The sequence below is a fragment of the Bradyrhizobium sp. Kon37 genome (assembly GCF_055807535.1).
In genome coordinates, this window is the sequence record NZ_JBVVOY010000007.1 from 122,916 (window position 1) to 140,606 (window position 17,691).

A 17,691-nucleotide genomic window follows, 5' to 3' on the forward strand; every position below is an offset into this window, starting at 1 on the left:
GCCGCATTATCCATACCCCTGAGAGAGCCTCTTATGTGACAAATATCACATAGGAAGAATTGGTAATTGAGCGATGGTCCGAATAGTCTCGTGGAATTGCATCCGGGGGGACGCAAGTGATTCCGTTTCGGCTATTTGCTTTGTTGATTTTGGCCATTGGCCTCGCCTGCGGACCGGCCCATGCGGACCGGCGGGTTGCGCTTGTCATCGGCAATTCCGCCTACAAGAGCGCGCCCAAGCTCGGCAACCCCGTCAACGATGCCACTCTGGTCGGCGGCATGTTCAAGAAGGCCGGCTTTGATTCCGTCGACGTCAGGCTGGATCTCAGTGCGAGCGAGATGCGGCGCATGTTGCGTGAGTTCGCCGGCAGGACCCGCGATGCCGACATGGCGGTGATCTATTACGCCGGCCACGGCATCGAGCTGGAAGGCACCAACTATCTAATTCCGATTGACGCGACGCTGGAGACGGATGGCGATGTGCTCGACGAAACCATCCCGGTCGAGCGCGCGCTGTTCGCAGTCGAGCCGGCCAAGCAGCTGCGCCTGATCATCCTGGATGCCTGCCGCGACAACCCATTTTCCAAGACCATGAAGCGGACGCTGGCCTCGCGCGCGATCGGTCGCGGGCTTGCCAAGGTCGAGCCGACCAGCCCCAACACCATGATCGCCTTCGCCGCAAAGGCCGGTTCGACCGCGTCTGACGGTGACTCCAGGAACAGCCCGTTCGCCGTCGCTTTAGTCGAGCACTTGCCCAAGCCGGGCCTCGATTTGCGCAAGGCGTTCGGCTTCGTGCGCGACGACGTGCTCAAGAGCACGGGCTATAAGCAGGAGCCTTATGTCTATGGCTCGCTTGGCGGCGACGATGTGCCGCTGGTCGCGACCAAGCCGGCAGCGACCGGTCCGCAGGCCAATCCGCAGGATTCTATTCGCAGGGATTACGAGCTCGCGCTGCAGCTTGCCACGCGCGACGGTTGGGAAGCGTTCCTGGCGCAATATCCCGAGGGGTTCTACGCGAATCTCGCCAAGGGCCAGATGAACAAGATCGCCGCCGAAGAGACGCGCGCCTCGGCCGAGCAAAAAGCGAACGCGGCCGAGCAGCAGAAGGCAAGGCTCATTGCCGAACGCGCCCAGAAGGCCGAGCAGGACAAGGCGACCGCGGCGGCCAAGGCGGCCGAAGAGGCCCGGATCGCGGCGGAGAAACAGAAGCAGATCGAGCAGGCGAGGACGGAGGCGGCGGAGCAGCAGCGCAAGCTGGCCGAAGCCGCCGCGGCGAAAGCACAGGCCGAGAAGCAGGCGGCGGAGAAAGCGAAGGCCGAGCTTGCCGCCAGGCAGGCCGCCGAGAAGGCGGAACAGGCGGCAAAGCCTGTGGCCGATCGGCAGATGCCTGAGGTCGAGCAAAAAGTCGCAGCCCTTTCACCGGCGCCGGCATCCACCTTGTCGGCGGCTGATCTGACAAAATCCGTGCAGAGTGAATTGCGCCGCGTCGGCTGCCTGTCCGCCACCGCCGACGGCGACTGGAGCGCAGCATCGCAGCGTTCGCTGACCCTGTTCAACAAATATGCCGGCACCCAATTCGACGCCAAGCTCGCAAGCGTCGACGCGCTCGATGCCCTGAAAGCGAAGCCCGGACGGGTTTGCCCGCTGGTTTGCAATTTCGGCTTCAAGGCGGATGGCGATCAATGCGTGAAAATTACGTGCCGCGCCGGCTATCGCGTCGGTGACGACAACGAGTGCGAGAAGGTTCAGGAGAAGAAGCCGGCGCCTACCGCCCGCGACGAGCCGAGAAGGCGCGACCAAGACCGGAAGGACGCAGAATCTGCGGCACCGAAATCGCAAGCGTCCGGGCAGATGATCTGCAACAACGCAGGATGCAGGCCGGTTGCTAAGGGATGCCGGCTCGGATTGGTTCCCAATCCCAGCAACGCCAGCGTCAAGGTCACCGGTGAAGTGTGTAACTGATGGCGATGTCAGCCTTCCGAAACTGCACCCTCGGGCTTAAAGTTCTTATTCTTTTTATCCTTGCGAGCTGTGGCTCTGCCCTCGCCGACAAGCGCGTCGCGCTCGTCATCGGCAATTCCGCCTACAAGAACGCGCCCCGGCTCGCGAACCCGGTGAACGACGCCGGGCTGGTCGGCGGCATGTTCAGGAATGCGGGCTTCGATACGGTCGAGATCAGGCTGGACCTCAATGCCAGCGAAATGCGGCGATCGCTACGCGAGTTCGCGGCCAGGACGCGCGATGCCGACATGGCGGTGATCTACTATGCGGGCCACGGCATCGAGCTGGACGGCAGCAACTATCTCGTTCCGACCGATGCCATGCTGGAAACCGACGGCGACGTCCTCGATGAGACGATCGCGCTCGACCGCGCGCTGTACGCGGTCGAACCGGCCAAACAACTCCGTCTCGTCATCCTCGATGCATGCCGCGACAATCCCTTCGCCAAGACGATGAAGCGCACCCTGGCCTCGCGCGCGATTGGTGGCGGACTTGCCAAGGTCGAGCCAACCAGTCCGAACACGATGATCGCGTTTGCGGCCAAGGCGGGATCGACGGCGTCGGATGGCGACTCCCGGAATAGCCCGTTCGCGGTCGCGTTGACCGATCATCTGCCGAAGCCCGGGCTCGATTTGCGCAAGGCGTTCGGGTTTGTCCGTGACGACGTCTTGAAGAAGACCGGCAACAAGCAGGAGCCGTATGTCTATGGCTCCCTGGGCGGCAGCGATGTGCCGCTGGTGCCGGCAAGGCCGGTCGCCGCAGCAGGTCCGCAGGCAAACCCGCAGGACAGCGTGCGGAAAGACTATGAGCTTGCCCTTCAGGCCGGCCTGCGCGAGGCCTGGGAAGCATTCCTCCAGACCTATCCGGACGGCTTTTACGCCAACCTCGCCCGCGTGCAGTTGAAGAAGATCGCCGCCGAGGAAGACCGCACGGTGGCGACCGAGAAGGCGCGTCTGGCCGAACAGGAGAAGGCGAGGCTTGCGACCGAACGAGCCCAGAAGGCCGAGCAGGAGAAAGCCGCCGCAGCTGCCAAAGCCGCGGAAGAGGCGAGGATCGCGGCCGAGAAAGCCAAGCAGATCGAGCAGGCCAAGGCGGAGGCGGCCGAACGAGATCGCAAGGCGGCCGAGGCTGCCGCGGCCAAGTCGCTCGCGGAGAAGCGGGCGCTTGAGAAATCGGCGACCGAGGCCGCAGCGAAGCAGGCGGCTGATGCCGAAAGCAGGAAGGTCGCCGCGCTGTCGCCGCCGCCAAGCTCCCCGCCATCAGGCGATCTCACGAAATCTGTTCAGAGCGAACTGCGCCGCGTCGGCTGTCTTTCGGCCTCCGCTGACGGCGACTGGAACGCCGCAACGCAGCGCTCGCTGACGCTGTTCAACAAATATGCTGGCACTCAGTTCGACGCGAAGCTTGCAAGCGTTGACGCGCTCGATGCGCTGAAGGCGAAGCCGGGCCGGGTCTGTCCGCTGGTGTGCAATTTCGGCTTCAAGGCCGACGGCGATCAATGCGCGAAGATCACCTGCCGGGCCGGCTATCATGTCGGCGATGACAGCGAATGCGAGAAGGTGCCGGAGAAGAAGCCGGTGGCGACGCGCGATGATTCGAAGAGGCGGGACACGGACCGGAAGGCAACCGAATCTTCGCCGTCCAAGCCCGAGGCAAGCGGACAGATATTCTGCAGTTCGGCGGGCTGTCGTCCAGTGCAGAAAGGATGCCGGCTCGTCAATGGGCTTATCCCCGGCAGGGCCGCCTCAAACGCGGCCGCCGGTGGGTCGTACGAGGTGTGCAATTGAGAGCCGGGCTAAGTTGATGCGGTGGAGCGCGTAAATCCTACGCAGCCGGGATCCATTCGTGATGCTGCATGAGATGGTGCGCTGCAGGTGAGGGCAGATGACACAAGGCTTGCATGCCTCGCCGCAAGCGAGCATCATTCCCCGAAAAAATGGGGGAAATCGATGCCACAACTCTCTCGCCGCCGCCATCTTCAGCAATTGTCGGCCGTGGTCGGATCCGCCGCGTTGTCAGGATGGTCGAGGCCGGCAGAGGCTTCGGAGGCAGACATTCCTCCCGAGGGCATCGGCAAGGGGATCAAGCACGTCTCCTATAGCGACATCGGCGGACGGCCCGACAGTGTGCAGGTGATGTTCAACCGGCAGCACGTCTATGTCGGACACATGTTCAGCGACGGCGTGACGATCCTGGACGCCTCCGACCCGCGTGCGCTGAAGCCGGTCAACTTCTTCACCGCAGGACAATACACCCGCACGCACCATTTACAGGTGGCCGAAGATTTGCTGCTGCTTGCGAACGGCGCCAACATCGTCGCGATGCAGTCCTACGACAACATGCGCGGCTATTTCGAGAACACGCTGGTCGACAGCATCACCAAGGCCAAGAAATTCCGCTGCGGTCTCTCGATCCACGACATATCGAAACCGGGCGAGATGCGCGAGATCGCGTTCCTCGAAATGCCTGGCTTCGGCATCAACCGTCTGTGGTGGCCGGGCGGCCGCTATGCCTATGTGTCGGCGCATCTTGACGGGTTCACCGACCACATTCTTTGCGTGGTCGATCTCAAGACCATCACGAAGCCGGAGATCGTCGCGAAATGGTGGCTGCCGGGCATGAACCGCGCGGCCGGCGAGCCGGCAACGCCGAAGGGCAAGCGCTTTGCGCTCCATCACATGATCACGGCGGGTGATCGCGGCTATGCTGCCTGGCGCGATGGCGGCTTCACCATTCACGACATCAGCGATCCCTTGAATCCAAAGCTGCTGTCCCACATCAATTGGTCGCCGCCCTTCGCCGGCGGCACGCATACGCCGCTGCCGCTGCCCAAGCGACAGCTCGCAATCGTCGCGGACGAAGCCAATGCGGATCAGTGCGCCAAAGGCCTGTTCCATACATTTGTCCTCGACGTGCGGGCGCCTGGAAACCCGGTGCCGATTGCAACTCTGCCGACCCCACGCGACCGCGACTTCTGCACGAACGGCACCTTCGGGCCGCATAATCTGCACGAGAACCGCCCGGGCTCGTTCCAGAGCGAGGAGACGATCTTCGCGACCTACAACAATGCCGGCGTCAGGGTGTTCGACATCAGGGATGCCTTCGCACCGAAGGAGATCGCGTATTGGGTGCCGCCGACACCGAAAAAGCTTATCGATCCGCGCCCGAACGTCGCGCTCGCGGCCAAGACCTGTGACGCCTATGTCCGGCCGGAAGGGCTGATGTTCGTCTCCGACTGGAACGCCGGCATGCACGTGCTGCAGTATCAGGGATGAGCGATGGGCAGGAGGCTCTGTTCACGTCATGAGACGGGGAATCGTAGCCCGGATGAGCGCAGCGATATCCGGGACCTTGCTGCAAATCTGGTGAGAGCTGTCCCGGGTGTCGCTTCGCTCACCCGGGCTACGAGTGCGGCGATTGCAGCTTCACTCTGCCGGCATCCGCGTTTCGACGAGTCGCGCCCAATATGACGCGCCGTGGCCGAGGATGTTGTCGTTGAAGATGTAGCTGGGGTGATGGCACTCGTTGCCGTCGCCCATGCCGACCAGGATCATCGCGCCGGGGCGCGCTTCCAGCATGAAGGAAAAATCTTCGGCGCCCATCATCGGAATGAACTTATCGTTGACGCGCTCGGCGCCGACGATGCCGCGGGCGACGTCGGCGGCAAGGCCAGCCTCGCGCGCGTGGTTCATCGTCACCGGATACATCCGCGTGTACTTCGTCTCGGCCGAACCGCCATAGGCGCGCGCGACGCTGTCGGCGACTTCGCCGATGCGGCGCTCGACGAGATCGCGCACTTCAGGGTCGAGCGTGCGCACGGTGCCGCCGAGCTCGGCGATCTCCGGGATGATGTTGAAGGCGGTGCCGGAGTGGAATTGCGTGATCGAGATGACGGCGGACTTCAGCGGATCGACGTTGCGCGCGACGATCGATTGCAGCGCATTGACGATCTGCGCGCCGATCAGCACGCTGTCGATGGACTTGTGCGGACCCGCGCCGGCATGGCCGCCCTTGCCGTGGACCGTGATCTGGATGTTGTCGGAGGAGGCGAGCATCGCGCCGGGCGTGGTCGCGAAATGTCCTTCGGGCAAGCCCGGCATGTTGTGCATGCCATAGACCTCCTGGATGTTCCAGCGCGTCATCAGCCCGTCCTCGACCATCGCCTTGCCGCCGCCGCCGCCTTCCTCCGCGGGCTGGAAGATCACCACGGCCGTGCCGTCGAAATTGCGGGTCTCGGCGAGATATTTGGCGGCGCCGAGCAGCATGGCGGTGTGGCCGTCATGGCCGCAGGCGTGCATCTTGCCGGGGACCTTGGAGGCGTAGGCGACGCCCGACGTTTCCATGATCGGCAGCGCGTCCATGTCGGCGCGCAGGCCAATGGTCTTGCCGGAGGCCGACTTGCGGCCGCGGATCACACCGACGACGCCGGTGCGGCCGATGCCCGTCACCACCTCGTCGCAGCCGAACTCGCGCAAGCGGTCGGCGACGATGCCGGCGGTGCGGTGGACGTCGTATTGCAGCTCCGGGTTCTCGTGGAAGTCATGGCGCCAGGCGGCCATTTCGTCGGAGAGGGCGGCAACGCGATTGACGATGGGCATGAGGAAGGTCCGCCTTGATTTGTAGCCCGGATGAGCGAAGCGACATCCGGGATCTTTGTGAGGGAAGTCCCGGGTATCGCTGCGCTCACCCGGACTACGAATGACGCTCAGCTTTCGCCGAACACCCGCTTGAAGATCGTGTCGACATGCTTGAAGTGATAGCCGAGGTCGAACTGCTCCTCGATCTCGGCGTCGGTGAGATACTTCTTCACATCAGCGTCGTTCTTCAGCAGCTGGAGGAAGTCGCCTTCGCCGCGCCAGACCGGCATGGCGTTGCGCTGCACGAGCTTGTAGGCGTCCTCGCGGCTTGCGCCCTTCTGGGTCAGCGCCAGCAGCACGCGCTGCGAATGCACGAGGCCGCCGAGGCGGTCGAGGTTCTTCTGCATGTTGGCGGGGTACACCAGGAGCTTGTCGATCAGGCCGGCGAGGCGGACCAGCGCGAAGTCGAGCGTCACGGTCGCGTCGGGACCCATCATGCGCTCGGCGGAAGAGTGCGAGATGTCGCGCTCGTGCCAGAGCACGACGTTCTCCAGCGCCGGCGTCACATAGGCGCGCACCATGCGCGACAGGCCGGTGAGGTTTTCCGACAGCACCGGGTTGCGCTTGTGCGGCATCGCCGACGAACCCTTCTGCCCTTCGGAGAAGAACTCCTCGGCTTCCAGCACTTCGGTGCGCTGCATGTGGCGGATCTCCACCGCGAAACGCTCGACCGAGGAAGCGATCACGCCGAGCGTCGAGAAATACATCGCGTGGCGGTCGCGGGGGATGACCTGCGTCGAGATCGGCTCGGGGACGAGACCCATCGCCTTGGCAACATGCTGTTCGACCCGCGGATCGATCTGGGCAAAAGTGCCGACCGCACCGGAGATGGCGCAGGTCGCGACTTCCTTCCGCGCCGCGATCAGGCGCTCCCTAGCGCGCGAGAATTCCGCATAGGCATAAGCGAGCTTGAGGCCGAAGGTCACGGGTTCGGCGTGGATGCCGTGGCTGCGGCCGATGGTCGGCGTCATCTTGTGCTCGAGGGCGCGCTTCTTCAGCGCCGCAAGCACCTTGTCGAGGTCGGCGAGCAGCAGGTCGGCGGCGCGGGTGAGCTGGACGTTGAGGCAAGTGTCGAGCACGTCGGAGGAGGTCATGCCCTGATGCACGAAGCGCGCTTCGGGGCCGACGATCTCGGCGAGGTGGGTGAGGAAGGCGATGACGTCGTGCTTGGTCTCGCGCTCGATCTCGTCGATGCGGGCGACGTCGAAAGTGGCGTCCTTGGCCTTGGCCCAGACCGTTTTGGCGGCCTCCTTGGGAATCGTGCCGAGCTCGGCAAGGGCGTCCGCCGCATGCGCCTCGATCTCGAACCAGATCTTGAACCGGGTCTGCGGCTCCCAGATCGAGGCCATTTCCGGGCGAGTATAGCGGGGGATCATTGGACTGCTCCAGGAAGGTGGGCGGGCGACCCGAAAGGGTGCGACCTGCCAGAATGTTTTTTACGCCGTGATCTAGCAGAGCAGGGAGGGCGAAACAAACGGCACCGGCAACGTAGCGGGGGATGATTGGGCTGGACAGGATCATCGGCCCGGCGGCGGTGGGGCGATGGGTGGCCGGCCCCAAGAGGGATGCCCGCAGATATTAACTGTCAATCACGGATCATTGACTGACAGATATTGAAATCTGTCAGCGAGGCGTGTATATCCATCCTCGGACGCTCCGATTGGGCGTCTGGCGGCATCCCGGGAGCCCGACGTCCCAAGCAAATGGGGGATTGAGGGTCGCAATTGAACAACGGGGACCGCCAATTGATTGGAGACTTACGACAATGACGACCGAAATCATCAATTTGACCGGGACGATTGGGCACTGGCTCAATTTACTGGTGGCGCGCCAGATCGCGGCGCAGGCTGCAAAACTGCCTCATTAAGGCGAGAGCTTTCCGAAACGACCGGCACGGGCGCTTCGGAAGCAGCTCCGTCGCCGGGTAACTGAGCCCTCAACGGGAACATGGTGCTGGCATGAACGAAGCCGTTATCTTGACGCCGGAGCGGATCCTCGAAGTCACCGAGGACGTGCTGCGGCGTTACGGACTCGCCAAGGCCACCGTGGTCGACGTTGCCCGTGCGCTCGATGTGAGTCACGGCAGCGTCTACCGCCATTTCCCGAGCAAGGCCTCGCTGCGCGAGGCGGTCGCCAAACGCTGGCTTGACCGCATCGACGCGCCCTTACGCCAGCTCGCCGAAGAGCAGGGCCCGGCGCCGGCGCGGCTCGACCGCTGGCTCCGCACGCTGTTCGCCGCCAAACGTTCGCGCGTGCTCGACGACCCCGAGATGTTCGACACCTATCTGACCCTGGCGCGCGAGGCCTGTGCAGCCGTCAAATGTCACAAGGACACCATGATCGACCAGATCGCGGCGATCCTGTCCGATGGCGTGACGCAGGGCGTGTTCGCCGTGGACGACGTCAAGGCCACCGCACGCGCCATCTTCGACGCGACCGTCCGCTTCCACCATCCGGCTCATGCCGACGAATGGAAGGACGCCGATCTCGCGGCGCGCGTCGATGCGACGCTCGCGCTGGTATTGCGCGGGCTGAAGGCGGCGTGAGGTTGCGGAGCCTGCGCGGCATCGCAGCTTGGGGCTTGATCCGCTCCTGCTCATGACTTTGGCGATCGGCAGGATGACGGGCCTGGGCTCGACGATTCTGTCGTGACCACCATCCGTCATCCTGCGTGGCTGTGAGCCGTCAGATGATGAAGTCCGTTGGATGCAGGGCCGCCGTGTGTACGCCGTCCAACGTGATCGTACCGTTGGCGGTGAGGTGGATCACGGCATCGCCGGCGCTATTGTCGCCGATGAGGCTGGAGACGGCTGCCCAGTCTGCGAAGCCGTAGTCATGCAGGTTGATCACATCGTGTTCGGTGGTGGTGCTGCCGACAGCTTGGTTGCCTTGATTGAAATCGTTGACGATGTCCTGGCCGGAGTCCGTGTTGAAGACGAACGTGTCGTTGTTCGGCCCGCCCCACAAGAGATCATTGCCGCCGCCACCGTTGAGGGTATCCGTGCCTCCGGTGATCGAGCCGGGTGAGGAAGGCGCGTAGCTCATGGCATCGCCCGCCAGGCGATCGGGGCTCGATCCGCCGGTGAGAATGTCGTTCCCGCCGTGAGCATTGCCCGACATCGTGGGAGCGTCGCCGTACAACGTCGTGCTGAAAGCAGCTCGCTCGCCATCGACCACGGCGGTGAGGATATCGTTCCCGCCCTGGGTATTGTCGGACATGGACGTTCCGGAATCGCCCGACAGGCTTCCTCCTCCGAGCTGGGCGTCGCTGCTCGCCGCAAAGGTCAGGATGTCGTTTCCGCCGACCGCATTGTCGGTCATGGCGCCAGTGGCATCCCCGCTGAGTGCGTCGCCGCCGCCATTTATCCCATAGTCCGTCGCGCTCAGCGTATCATTCCCACCGTGCGCATTGCCGCTCATGGCACCACCAGCGTCCCCGCTGAGCGACCCGAACGATCTCCATCCGGTCGACGCCGTCAGCGTGTCATTTCCGCCTCCCGCGTTGCCCGACATGTCGCCCTGGACGTCGCCATAGAGATAAACATTGGTGTAGAGCGAGTTGTGGGCATCGACATTGAGGGTGTCGTTACCGCCCCGGGTGTTGTCCGCCATGGATTGGGCATCGCCAACGGCAACGGCACTATCCCAGCCGCCATCCACGCTCACCACGAGACTGTCGTTCCCTCCGTGCGTATTGCCATGCATGGCAGCCAGGTCTTCCCCAACGAGCGTCACGTTCGAGTTGAGACTCGATATGGCTGCCGTCAGCGCATCGTTGCCGCCCCAGTCGTCGGTTGCCAACCCGGGATCTCCGAGCACGGTCATGGATTGACCGAAGTCCGGCAGGGTGACTGCGATAGTGTCGTTTGGCAGTTGGTGCATGTCGCTTCACTCCGATTTCATTTCAGTCGCGGGGCCTGAAAGCAGCGGAGGTCTTTGCGAGACGCGCTGTGGCCGCGCTTGACGTTGAATCTGCTCGGAGTTGATGGCGGAGATTTGCTTTGGGTTGGATTTCATTGCGACCGAAGGAACTTCGGCGCAGCGTGGCGGAACTCGACCGACGTCAAGTCTACCGCGCGCGCCATCTTCGATGCGACCGTCCGCTTCCATCATCCGGCCCACGCCGACGAGAAGGACGCCGATCTCTCGGCGCGTGTCGATGCGACGCCCGCGCTACGCGGGCTGAAGGTCGTAAGCCAACTTCCTTCACGCGTTCCGAAGCCGCTACACCTGACGTGACCTGTCGCGGTTTCTATCTCAGACCTTATCGGCAACGCTGCCATTGCCGAGCGAGCGCTGATGATGGGTCTTTTTCCGCGGACGTAGGGCGGCGTTGGCCGATGGCACGACCGACGGGCTTTCCGGATAGGTATTGACTTCGATTTCGACCACGTCCTTTGACCGCTTTCGAAGGCGGTAGAACGCAAGTTCCTGTTCGAGAATGGGGCAGTGGAATTGGATCGTCGCTGTGTCTGGCAGACGGCAGAGCTCATCGATGAGCTCGCCGACAGTGATGATCGGGGGATGATGGATGGCTTCGCGGATAGCCTTACTCATGGCGCAACTCCCTCACTCCGCTACTAACCTCGGCGCGACGGCGTCAGTTCCAATCCCACCCGGCCACACATGATCTAAAGGTGCGAGCCACGCCGGCGCCCTAGAGCGCGGGCGCCAAACGCGAGCTGCGCAACTGCAATATGCCGAACGGGTCTTCGCGCCCAGCGAATTTGCGATAGGTCGCAAGGTCGTCAAGTGTCGGACTTTCCCCGCGTCTGACATTCACGCCCGCAACCGTTGCAACCGGAATCGACGCGCCGAGGCCTGCGTAGAGATAGTTGTCGCCGAAAGCCTTCTTGAGCGCGGTAAAAGTCGGCTCACCGGTGCAATGTCCCGGGGCTACGCTTTCCACCTTGAACCTGTCCTTCAGGGCGGTAACGACTTTCGCGATAGCTTCGTCAGGTGCGACGACCAGATGAAATCCTCCCGCGATGAGATGAATCCTGGGATTGATACCCGTCGCCGCTTCGACGATGCGCTCGATCCCGGGGTGCGAGCAACCGACCAGAAGGACCATGCCGTCGGCCGTGTTGACGGCCAAAGACAGCTCCTTGAGTTCTCTCGTGCCCGGTGCGTCGGAAATCAGCGAGATAAGTGTGATACCGGGAGCGATCTCGGTGGTCTGATCGATCAGTTCGAAGTTCGCGTGGGCCCATGCCGTGCCGAACTTCATCACCGCGGGCGGCTTGCCTGCATAGTACCGCATCTCCGGCGGCAAGGCCTCGTCTTTCCGGTAGAAGGAGGAAGGCAGAGACGAGCCGTAGATGCCAAATCCTTCCTTCGGCGCGTAGATCTTGACGGTTGGATTGATGCTCAGGAGGTAGGACAAGCCCGCCATGTGATCGGAGTGGCGGTGCGACAGAACGACAAAGTCGAGGTCCGAGAGATCAACTCCCTTGGCCTTCACGTTCGCCGCGAAGATTTCGGGATCGTTACCCGTATCGAACAGGATGCGTTTTCCCGCGATTTCGACCAGGGCGGCGAAACCCCAGTCCTTCGTCATCGCCTCATCTGTGCCGAAGGCGTCATAGAGAATCGTGATCTGGTTTTTCGCGTCAGCTGCCGCGCTTTCGGTGAGCCCGGCCGCGAAAGCGCTGAAGGCGATCAGTGCTGCAAGAAGACTGTCCCTGATGTTCATGAAAGCGTCTCCTGTTGTCGTGCAAGACATACAACGGGAACGAGGGCGGCTCTCGAGAGCCGTCCAAATTGGCTCTCGTCGAAAGATCGGAGCCGGACACGCATCCACTGGCCGCTTGATGCTGGATGCCGTGCCTGTGGTGGAGCCTAGCACAATCTGAGAGAGACTTGGAGACCTTCGTTGGGGGTGGCCAGTCGGGAACCAGATATTCTGGTCGCAGCAAACGGCACGCCGTCACCCTCTAGATTTTCGTCAGTCCGCAATTCGCCGCCAATCGCACCAGCTGCGCATCCGTGCGCGCGCCGGTCTTGGTCTTGATCAGATAGTGATAGTTCTGCACCGTCTTCACGCTGAGATTGAGATGCGCCGCGATCTGTTCGGTCGTGGCGCCGCCGGCGAACTGGCGCAGGATCTCGATCTCGCGTTCGCCCAGTTGATCCAGCGCAGAGCCCGCCGACAGGTTGTCCTCGGCCAGGATGTGCGCGATGTCGTCGCTCATGGCGCGTTCGCCGCGTGCGACGCTGCGGATCGCGGACACGACCGCGGACGGCTCGCTGCTCTTGGTGACGAAGCCGCTGGCGCCGGCACTGAAGGCTGCCTTCACCAGCACGGCTTCGTTGTGCATGGTGAAAACGAGGATTCGCGCCCGCGGGCTGCGCGCGCGGATGTTGCGGATGGCTTCCAGCCCGCTCGCGCCGGGCATCGAGAGATCCAGCAAGACCACGTCGGGATCGCGCGCCTTGAAGGCGCTGTAGGCATCCGCGGCGTTGTCGGCTTCCGCCACGACATGCAGATCGCCCTGGCTTTCCAGCACGCGCCGGTAGCCTTGCCGCACGATCGGATGGTCGTCGACCAGCAGCACGGAGATGCCTGTTGTCGTAATCTCGTTCATGCCGGCCTCACGCGGCGAGCGGGATGGTGGCGGCGACGCTGAGTCCGCCTCGGGCGGGCAGGATCGAGAATGAGCCGCCGGCCGCTGCGACGCGCTCGCGGATGCCCGTGAGGCCAAAGCCGGCCGACTGCTTAACGCGTGCCGCGTCGCCGCCACCATCGTCCTCGACACGGATCAGCAACGCATCGTCGTCGCCCGCGCGCCGTTCCACGCTGAGCGAAATCTCGCGTGCCGCGCCGTGGCGCAGCGCGTTGGTCAGGCACTCCTGCGCGACGCGATAGGCGGTGGTGGCAGCCGGGCCGCTGATGTCGGTGAGGTTGCCCCGGAGATCGAGCTGGATCGTCGGTCGCGCCGAGCTCTGCGAGCGCCAGCTATCCACCAAATTCACGAGGCTCGCCTCCAACCCAAGCTCGGCGGGCAGGGGATTGCGCAGGCGCTTCAGCGCGTCGCGCAGCGAGGCCATCAGATGATGCGTGGCCTGTGAGATCATCCGCGCGTCCTGCACGATATCGTTGTGCTTGTCTGCCTTCGTGCTCGCCGTCTCGATGGTGTTGGCGAAGGCGAGGATGGCCGAGAGATTTTGTCCGAACTCGTCGTGCAGCTCGCGGGCGAGCGCGCGGCGTTCGTCGTCGCGGATCTCGATCAGGCGCCGCGTCAGCGCCGCGCGCTGTTCGGTGGCTTCTTCCAGCCGGGCGCCGAGCGCGTCGACGGCGCCGCCGATCATCGCCAGCTCCATCGAGCGGAAGCGCGGCAGTTTCGTGCGATACTGACCGCGGGCCATGCGCTGCAAGGCGATCACGATCGTGCGCCCCGGCGCCAGCGCATGCGCGATCGCGAGCGAGGCCAGCAGCGCGATCGCCGCCGCCATCAGAAGCGCGACGTCGATCACGTTGAGGATGTACTCCCAGGCGAGCGAGATGGCGGCCGTTTCATCCGGCGTCGCGACCACCGTTCCGGCGGTCGCCGCGCGGGGACTGACGGGCCGTATCACTTCGGCATGGCTGCCAAGGAAGGTCGGCACAATCGACGCGAACCAGCGCGGTGGCGTCTTGCCTAGCCCCTCGCTCTGGCCGCACAGCGGCTTTTCGAACGCGATAGCCGGTTGGAATTCGACGCAGACGCCGGGTGAGATCAGCTTCATCGTCTCCAGCGTGCGCCACTCCGGAACCGGCAGAAGCTGCTCGCGTGTTCTGCTGCTACGCAACAAGAATTCGTGCCAGTACAGAGCCTGTAGCGCCTGGGCGACCCGCTGCGCCGAGGCCGCAGTCGCCCGGTCGACGCTGCGATAGGCGTCGAACGTGGCCCAGATGGTCGCCGCGCCAAGGCAAAGCACGACGATGAGAAACAGACGGGCGACAAGCTGAAGCACAAGGCGCATGCGATCACCCCAAAGTTTGGTAAGGTCAGCCTAACAACGCCGCCGCGCCTTGCCAATTGCGGGGATCGGCAGGATGGCAGCTCGGGCAAATTTCCCAAGCCGGATTGGGCATGGCTCTTTGGACCGGGCGCGGCGGCTTTGATCTAATGGGCGGAATTCACGGCCAGGAGCGGTGCAGCATGAGTTCGATGACAATTGGGCCGATCGCGGGGTCTGCTGCCGACCCATCCGAGCGTAGCGCGCTCCTGTTCTGGATGATCTTCACCGGACTTTCGATCTTCGCCGTGGTGCTGCTGTGGCGGTTCGGACTGATCCGTCTCATGTTGACCTCGGATCGGACCTACATTTCCAGCGTGATCGCGCTGCTCTATGTCGTCACTTGCGGTCACTGCTTCCTGCGTACGCGGGCCATTGCCCGTGAGGGTGCGGCAGCCCGGCGCTGCCGCGCGGTGCTTGCGGAGCCCGAGGGCGGCAGGGCGCTCGACGCCGGCGCAGCCGCGCTGCCACGCGGGCTGGTGCGGGACCACATCGAGAGCCTCGTGACAAAGGCCGCGGCGCAGGATTACCGCCCGGTCGACCAGACCCTATTGCTGCGGACGCTCGCCGACCGCCTGCGCGGCTCCAACGGCTTCGGCGCCTTCGTCTCGGACACGCTGATGAAGCTCGGCCTGCTCGGCACCATCGTCGGCTTCATCATCATGCTGGCGCCGATCGCGGGGCTGGATGCCGCCGACAAGGTCGCGATGCGATCCTCGATGGGACTGATGAGCGACGGCATGGCGGTCGCGATGTACACGACTCTGGCGGGCCTGGTCGGTTCGATCCTGGTCCGCATCCAGTATTACATGCTGGATGCCGCGACCCAGAAGGTGTTCTCGGATGCGGTGGTGCTGACCGAGACTTATGTGACGCCGGTGCTGGAGCGCAAGGGTTCTGGAATCGCGCCATGATGGATGATTTCGGTCTCTATCCGCGCGAGGAGCCGTTCGATCCCCTGGGCGTGATGCTGTTCAAGGCGCTCCAGGTGATCGCTTTTCTGTTCTTCCTCGCGTTGCTCGCGGTCTCGCCGGACGCCAAGGACGGCAAGGTCGACTCCAAGGCCGAGTTCATGATCACGCTGGACTGGCCGGACAGCCATCCCGACGATCTCGACCTGTTCGTGCAGGATCCCGTGGGCAACATCGCCTGGTATCGCCACCGCGAGGCCGGCTTCCTCACGCTTGACCGCGACGACCGCGGCGGAGCCAACGATTTCATCGTGGTCAACGGCAAGAAGATTGCCTCGCCGATCCGCGAGGAGATCGTCACGGTGCGGGGCATCGTTCCCGGCGAATACACCGTCAATGTCTCACATTTCGTGGCCACGACCGGCGAACCCGTCACAGCGAATGTGAAGGTGCAGAAGCTCAATCCCACGGCGCAAGTGGTCTTCGACAACAAGTTCACGGTCGATCACACCGGCGACGAGAAGACCGCGGTGCGGTTCCGGCTCGATGCCGAGGGCAAGGTCGTCAATGTGGATCAGCGGCCGAAATCGCTGCTGGAGACGTTCCGCAGCGGCTGGCGCAACGGCGCCGATCTCGACCCGAGCACAGGCGTGAGCAAGAACGCTGTGAGGGTGCGCCGTGACTAGCCTGCAGACGGTCATCCTCACGCTATCGATAGCTTACGCCGTCATCGGTGCGCTGCTGCTGGTCGTGTTGGTCTATGCGCGGCTGCACTGGTCGATCAAGGCCGTTGCGGTGGTCGTGACCAGCGCCTTCTATGTCGTCAGCTTCACGGAAATGCGCGGGCTGCTCGGCTGGGCCAGCGCCGACCGGCTGCCGGCCTCCTTCAAGCTGCTGAAGGCCCGCATCGTCGAGCCGCATTCGCTGGAAGGCGATCCCGGCTCGATCTATCTCTGGGTCGAGCAGCTCGACGAGGACAATCGCCCGAGCGGCATCCCGCGCGCCTTTCGTGTGCCCTACAATGACAGGCTGGCCGACAAGACCCATGCGGCGGAGAACGAGATCGCGCTGGGACATCCGCAAGGCGGCCGGGCCGCCGATTTCGGCGGCGGCGATGGCAGCCTCATCGACATGGTCAGGGAATATGTGACGCCCAAGACCATCCTGGAGACGAGCGGAGGCGATTCCTCGACCGGCGAATTCCTGGCGCCACCGGCCGGCGCGCAGGGCGCCGTGTTCACCCCGATTCCGCCGCCCCGGATGCCGCCGAAGGACGAGCAATAGGCTCTTCACCATCGCGACAGGGCAGCGCTGGCAAACCGCGCGCCGCTGGCGCATGTTCTTGACCTCCCTCAATTTGGCCTTATCGGCTCCCAATAAGGTTCGAGGGTGGAGGGTGCGTGCTTCTCGCGGTTTTCTCGGATATCCACGGCAACCGGCAGGCGTTCGAGGCGTGCCTGAAAGTCGCGCGGGCGCGTGGCGCCGAGCGGTTCATCCTGCTTGGCGATTTCGTGGGCTATGGCGCCGATCCGGAATGGGTAGTGGATACCGCGATGGAGCTGGTCGCCCAGGGCGCCGTCGCCGTGCGCGGCAATCATGACCAGGCGGTGAATTCCTCGGCCGAGACGATGAATGCCGAGGCGCAAGTCGCGATCGAATGGACGCGCGGCCGGCTCGACACCGCGCAGCGGCGGTTCCTGGCGGAATTGCCGATGCTGGTGGAGGACGGCGATCGCCTGTTCGTGCATTCGGAAGCCTCCAGCCCCCGAAGCTGGCACTATGTCCGATCGACGGCGGACGCCGCCAAAAGCCTGATCGCGACGCCCGCTCATGTCACGTTCTGCGGCCACATCCACCGCCCGGCGATCTATTCGATGTCGGTGACGGCGAAGATGTCGGGATTCGTGCCCAAGACCGACGTCTCCGTACCGCTGCTGCGCGGGCGGCAATGGCTAGCGGTGCTCGGCTCGGTCGGCCAGCCCCGCGATGGCGATCCATCCGCGGCTTTCGTGCTGTTCGACACGGTCACGTGCCTGATCACCTATTGCCGCGCGCCCTATGATGTCGAGACGGCCGCGAACCGGATCCGTGAGAACGGCCTGCCGCACTGGCTCGCCGACCGGCTGTCGCAGGGGCGCTAGA

Annotated in this window: 15 protein-coding genes and 1 pseudogene; 9 read left to right on the forward strand and 7 right to left on the reverse strand. The window is 63.8% G+C overall.

The window, feature by feature from the left end:
* Positions 1-140 precede the first annotated feature (140 nt).
* The 3 genes from AC0L3J_RS16795 (at position 141) to AC0L3J_RS16805 (ending at position 5,275) form a co-directional block, all read left to right on the forward strand.
* The gene (locus tag AC0L3J_RS16795) at positions 141-1,961 is read left to right on the forward strand and encodes a caspase family protein (RefSeq protein WP_473347746.1); all 1,821 of its coding nucleotides are present in this window, start codon (positions 141-143) and stop codon (positions 1,959-1,961) included.
* Positions 1,962-1,966: 5 nt separating this feature from the next.
* A complete protein-coding gene (locus AC0L3J_RS16800) occupies positions 1,967-3,787 on the forward strand; it encodes a caspase family protein (protein WP_473347852.1) in 1,821 nt (606 codons plus the stop codon).
* A gap of 162 nt (positions 3,788-3,949) precedes the next feature.
* Positions 3,950-5,275 (forward strand): LVIVD repeat-containing protein, encoded by a 1,326-nt coding sequence (locus AC0L3J_RS16805; RefSeq protein ID WP_473347747.1) that lies wholly within the window; start codon positions 3,950-3,952, stop codon positions 5,273-5,275.
* A gap of 150 nt (positions 5,276-5,425) precedes the next feature.
* Here AC0L3J_RS16805 and AC0L3J_RS16810 read toward each other — a convergent pair whose 3' ends face one another.
* Both AC0L3J_RS16810 and purB read right to left on the reverse strand, forming a co-directional pair.
* A complete protein-coding gene (locus tag AC0L3J_RS16810; RefSeq protein ID WP_456769236.1) occupies positions 5,426-6,598 on the reverse strand; it encodes a M20 aminoacylase family protein in 1,173 nt (390 codons plus the stop codon).
* A 107-nt stretch (positions 6,599-6,705) separates the two neighbouring features.
* A complete protein-coding gene (gene purB / locus AC0L3J_RS16815; protein ID WP_473347748.1) occupies positions 6,706-8,013 on the reverse strand; it encodes an adenylosuccinate lyase in 1,308 nt (435 codons plus the stop codon).
* A 582-nt stretch (positions 8,014-8,595) separates the two neighbouring features.
* Here purB and AC0L3J_RS16820 point away from each other — a divergent pair.
* The gene (locus tag AC0L3J_RS16820) at positions 8,596-9,183 is read left to right on the forward strand and encodes a TetR/AcrR family transcriptional regulator (protein WP_473287762.1); all 588 of its coding nucleotides are present in this window, start codon (positions 8,596-8,598) and stop codon (positions 9,181-9,183) included.
* A gap of 139 nt (positions 9,184-9,322) precedes the next feature.
* On the opposite strand, the gene AC0L3J_RS16825 is transcribed toward AC0L3J_RS16820, so the two are convergent.
* The gene (locus AC0L3J_RS16825) at positions 9,323-10,519 is read right to left on the reverse strand and encodes a calcium-binding protein (RefSeq protein ID WP_473347749.1); all 1,197 of its coding nucleotides are present in this window, start codon (positions 10,517-10,519) and stop codon (positions 9,323-9,325) included.
* Positions 10,520-10,696: 177 nt separating this feature from the next.
* Here AC0L3J_RS16825 and AC0L3J_RS16830 point away from each other — a divergent pair.
* Positions 10,697-10,876: pseudogene (locus tag AC0L3J_RS16830) on the forward strand (hypothetical protein); the annotation flags it as partial.
* Positions 10,877-10,894: 18 nt separating this feature from the next.
* Here AC0L3J_RS16830 and AC0L3J_RS16835 read toward each other — a convergent pair.
* The 4 genes from AC0L3J_RS16835 to AC0L3J_RS16850 form a co-directional block, all read right to left on the reverse strand.
* Positions 10,895-11,194 (reverse strand): hypothetical protein, encoded by a 300-nt coding sequence (locus tag AC0L3J_RS16835; RefSeq protein WP_473347750.1) that lies wholly within the window; start codon positions 11,192-11,194, stop codon positions 10,895-10,897.
* A gap of 100 nt (positions 11,195-11,294) precedes the next feature.
* Entirely contained in the window at positions 11,295-12,332 is a 1,038-nt protein-coding gene (locus AC0L3J_RS16840; RefSeq protein ID WP_473347751.1) for an MBL fold metallo-hydrolase, read from the reverse strand.
* Between the two features lie 241 nt (positions 12,333-12,573).
* Positions 12,574-13,224, reverse strand: coding sequence for a response regulator (locus AC0L3J_RS16845; RefSeq protein WP_473347752.1), 651 nt, complete (start codon positions 13,222-13,224; stop codon positions 12,574-12,576).
* Between the two features lie 7 nt (positions 13,225-13,231).
* Entirely contained in the window at positions 13,232-14,602 is a 1,371-nt protein-coding gene (locus AC0L3J_RS16850) for a sensor histidine kinase (protein ID WP_473347753.1), read from the reverse strand.
* 179 nt (positions 14,603-14,781) lie between these two features.
* Here AC0L3J_RS16850 and AC0L3J_RS16855 point away from each other — a divergent pair, with 179 nt between their 5' ends.
* From AC0L3J_RS16855 to AC0L3J_RS16870, 4 genes are all read left to right on the forward strand, one after another.
* A complete protein-coding gene (locus AC0L3J_RS16855; protein WP_473347755.1) occupies positions 14,782-15,552 on the forward strand; it encodes a MotA/TolQ/ExbB proton channel family protein in 771 nt (256 codons plus the stop codon).
* Positions 15,549-16,235: a hypothetical protein gene (locus AC0L3J_RS16860; protein WP_473347756.1), complete on the forward strand. Its 687-nt coding sequence runs from the start codon at positions 15,549-15,551 to the stop codon at positions 16,233-16,235. The genes AC0L3J_RS16855 and AC0L3J_RS16860 overlap by 4 nt, the downstream gene beginning before the upstream one ends.
* Positions 16,228-16,833: a hypothetical protein gene (locus AC0L3J_RS16865; RefSeq protein ID WP_027567695.1), complete on the forward strand. Its 606-nt coding sequence runs from the start codon at positions 16,228-16,230 to the stop codon at positions 16,831-16,833. Before AC0L3J_RS16860 ends, AC0L3J_RS16865 begins: the two co-directional genes overlap by 8 nt.
* A gap of 116 nt (positions 16,834-16,949) precedes the next feature.
* Positions 16,950-17,690 carry a metallophosphoesterase family protein gene (locus AC0L3J_RS16870; protein ID WP_473347757.1) on the forward strand — a complete coding sequence of 247 codons (741 nt, stop codon included), beginning with the start codon at positions 16,950-16,952 and terminating at the stop codon, positions 17,688-17,690.
* Position 17,691: the final 1 nt, after the last annotated feature.

Coding starts and splice junctions, on each gene's coding strand:
- purB (WP_473347748.1), bottom strand. CDS start 8,013: ATGATCCCCCGCTATACTCGCCCGGAAATGGCCTCGATCTGGGAGCCG.
- AC0L3J_RS16805 (WP_473347747.1), top strand. CDS start 3,950: ATGCCACAACTCTCTCGCCGCCGCCATCTTCAGCAATTGTCGGCCGTG.
- AC0L3J_RS16860 (WP_473347756.1), top strand. CDS start 15,549: ATGATGGATGATTTCGGTCTCTATCCGCGCGAGGAGCCGTTCGATCCC.
- AC0L3J_RS16855 (WP_473347755.1), top strand. CDS start 14,782: ATGAGTTCGATGACAATTGGGCCGATCGCGGGGTCTGCTGCCGACCCA.
- AC0L3J_RS16840 (WP_473347751.1), bottom strand. CDS start 12,332: ATGAACATCAGGGACAGTCTTCTTGCAGCACTGATCGCCTTCAGCGCT.
- AC0L3J_RS16850 (WP_473347753.1), bottom strand. CDS start 14,602: ATGCGCCTTGTGCTTCAGCTTGTCGCCCGTCTGTTTCTCATCGTCGTG.
- AC0L3J_RS16800 (WP_473347852.1), top strand. CDS start 1,967: ATGTCAGCCTTCCGAAACTGCACCCTCGGGCTTAAAGTTCTTATTCTT.
- AC0L3J_RS16845 (WP_473347752.1), bottom strand. CDS start 13,224: ATGAACGAGATTACGACAACAGGCATCTCCGTGCTGCTGGTCGACGAC.
- AC0L3J_RS16835 (WP_473347750.1), bottom strand. CDS start 11,194: ATGAGTAAGGCTATCCGCGAAGCCATCCATCATCCCCCGATCATCACT.
- AC0L3J_RS16825 (WP_473347749.1), bottom strand. CDS start 10,519: ATGCACCAACTGCCAAACGACACTATCGCAGTCACCCTGCCGGACTTC.
- AC0L3J_RS16810 (WP_456769236.1), bottom strand. CDS start 6,598: ATGCCCATCGTCAATCGCGTTGCCGCCCTCTCCGACGAAATGGCCGCC.
- AC0L3J_RS16820 (WP_473287762.1), top strand. CDS start 8,596: ATGAACGAAGCCGTTATCTTGACGCCGGAGCGGATCCTCGAAGTCACC.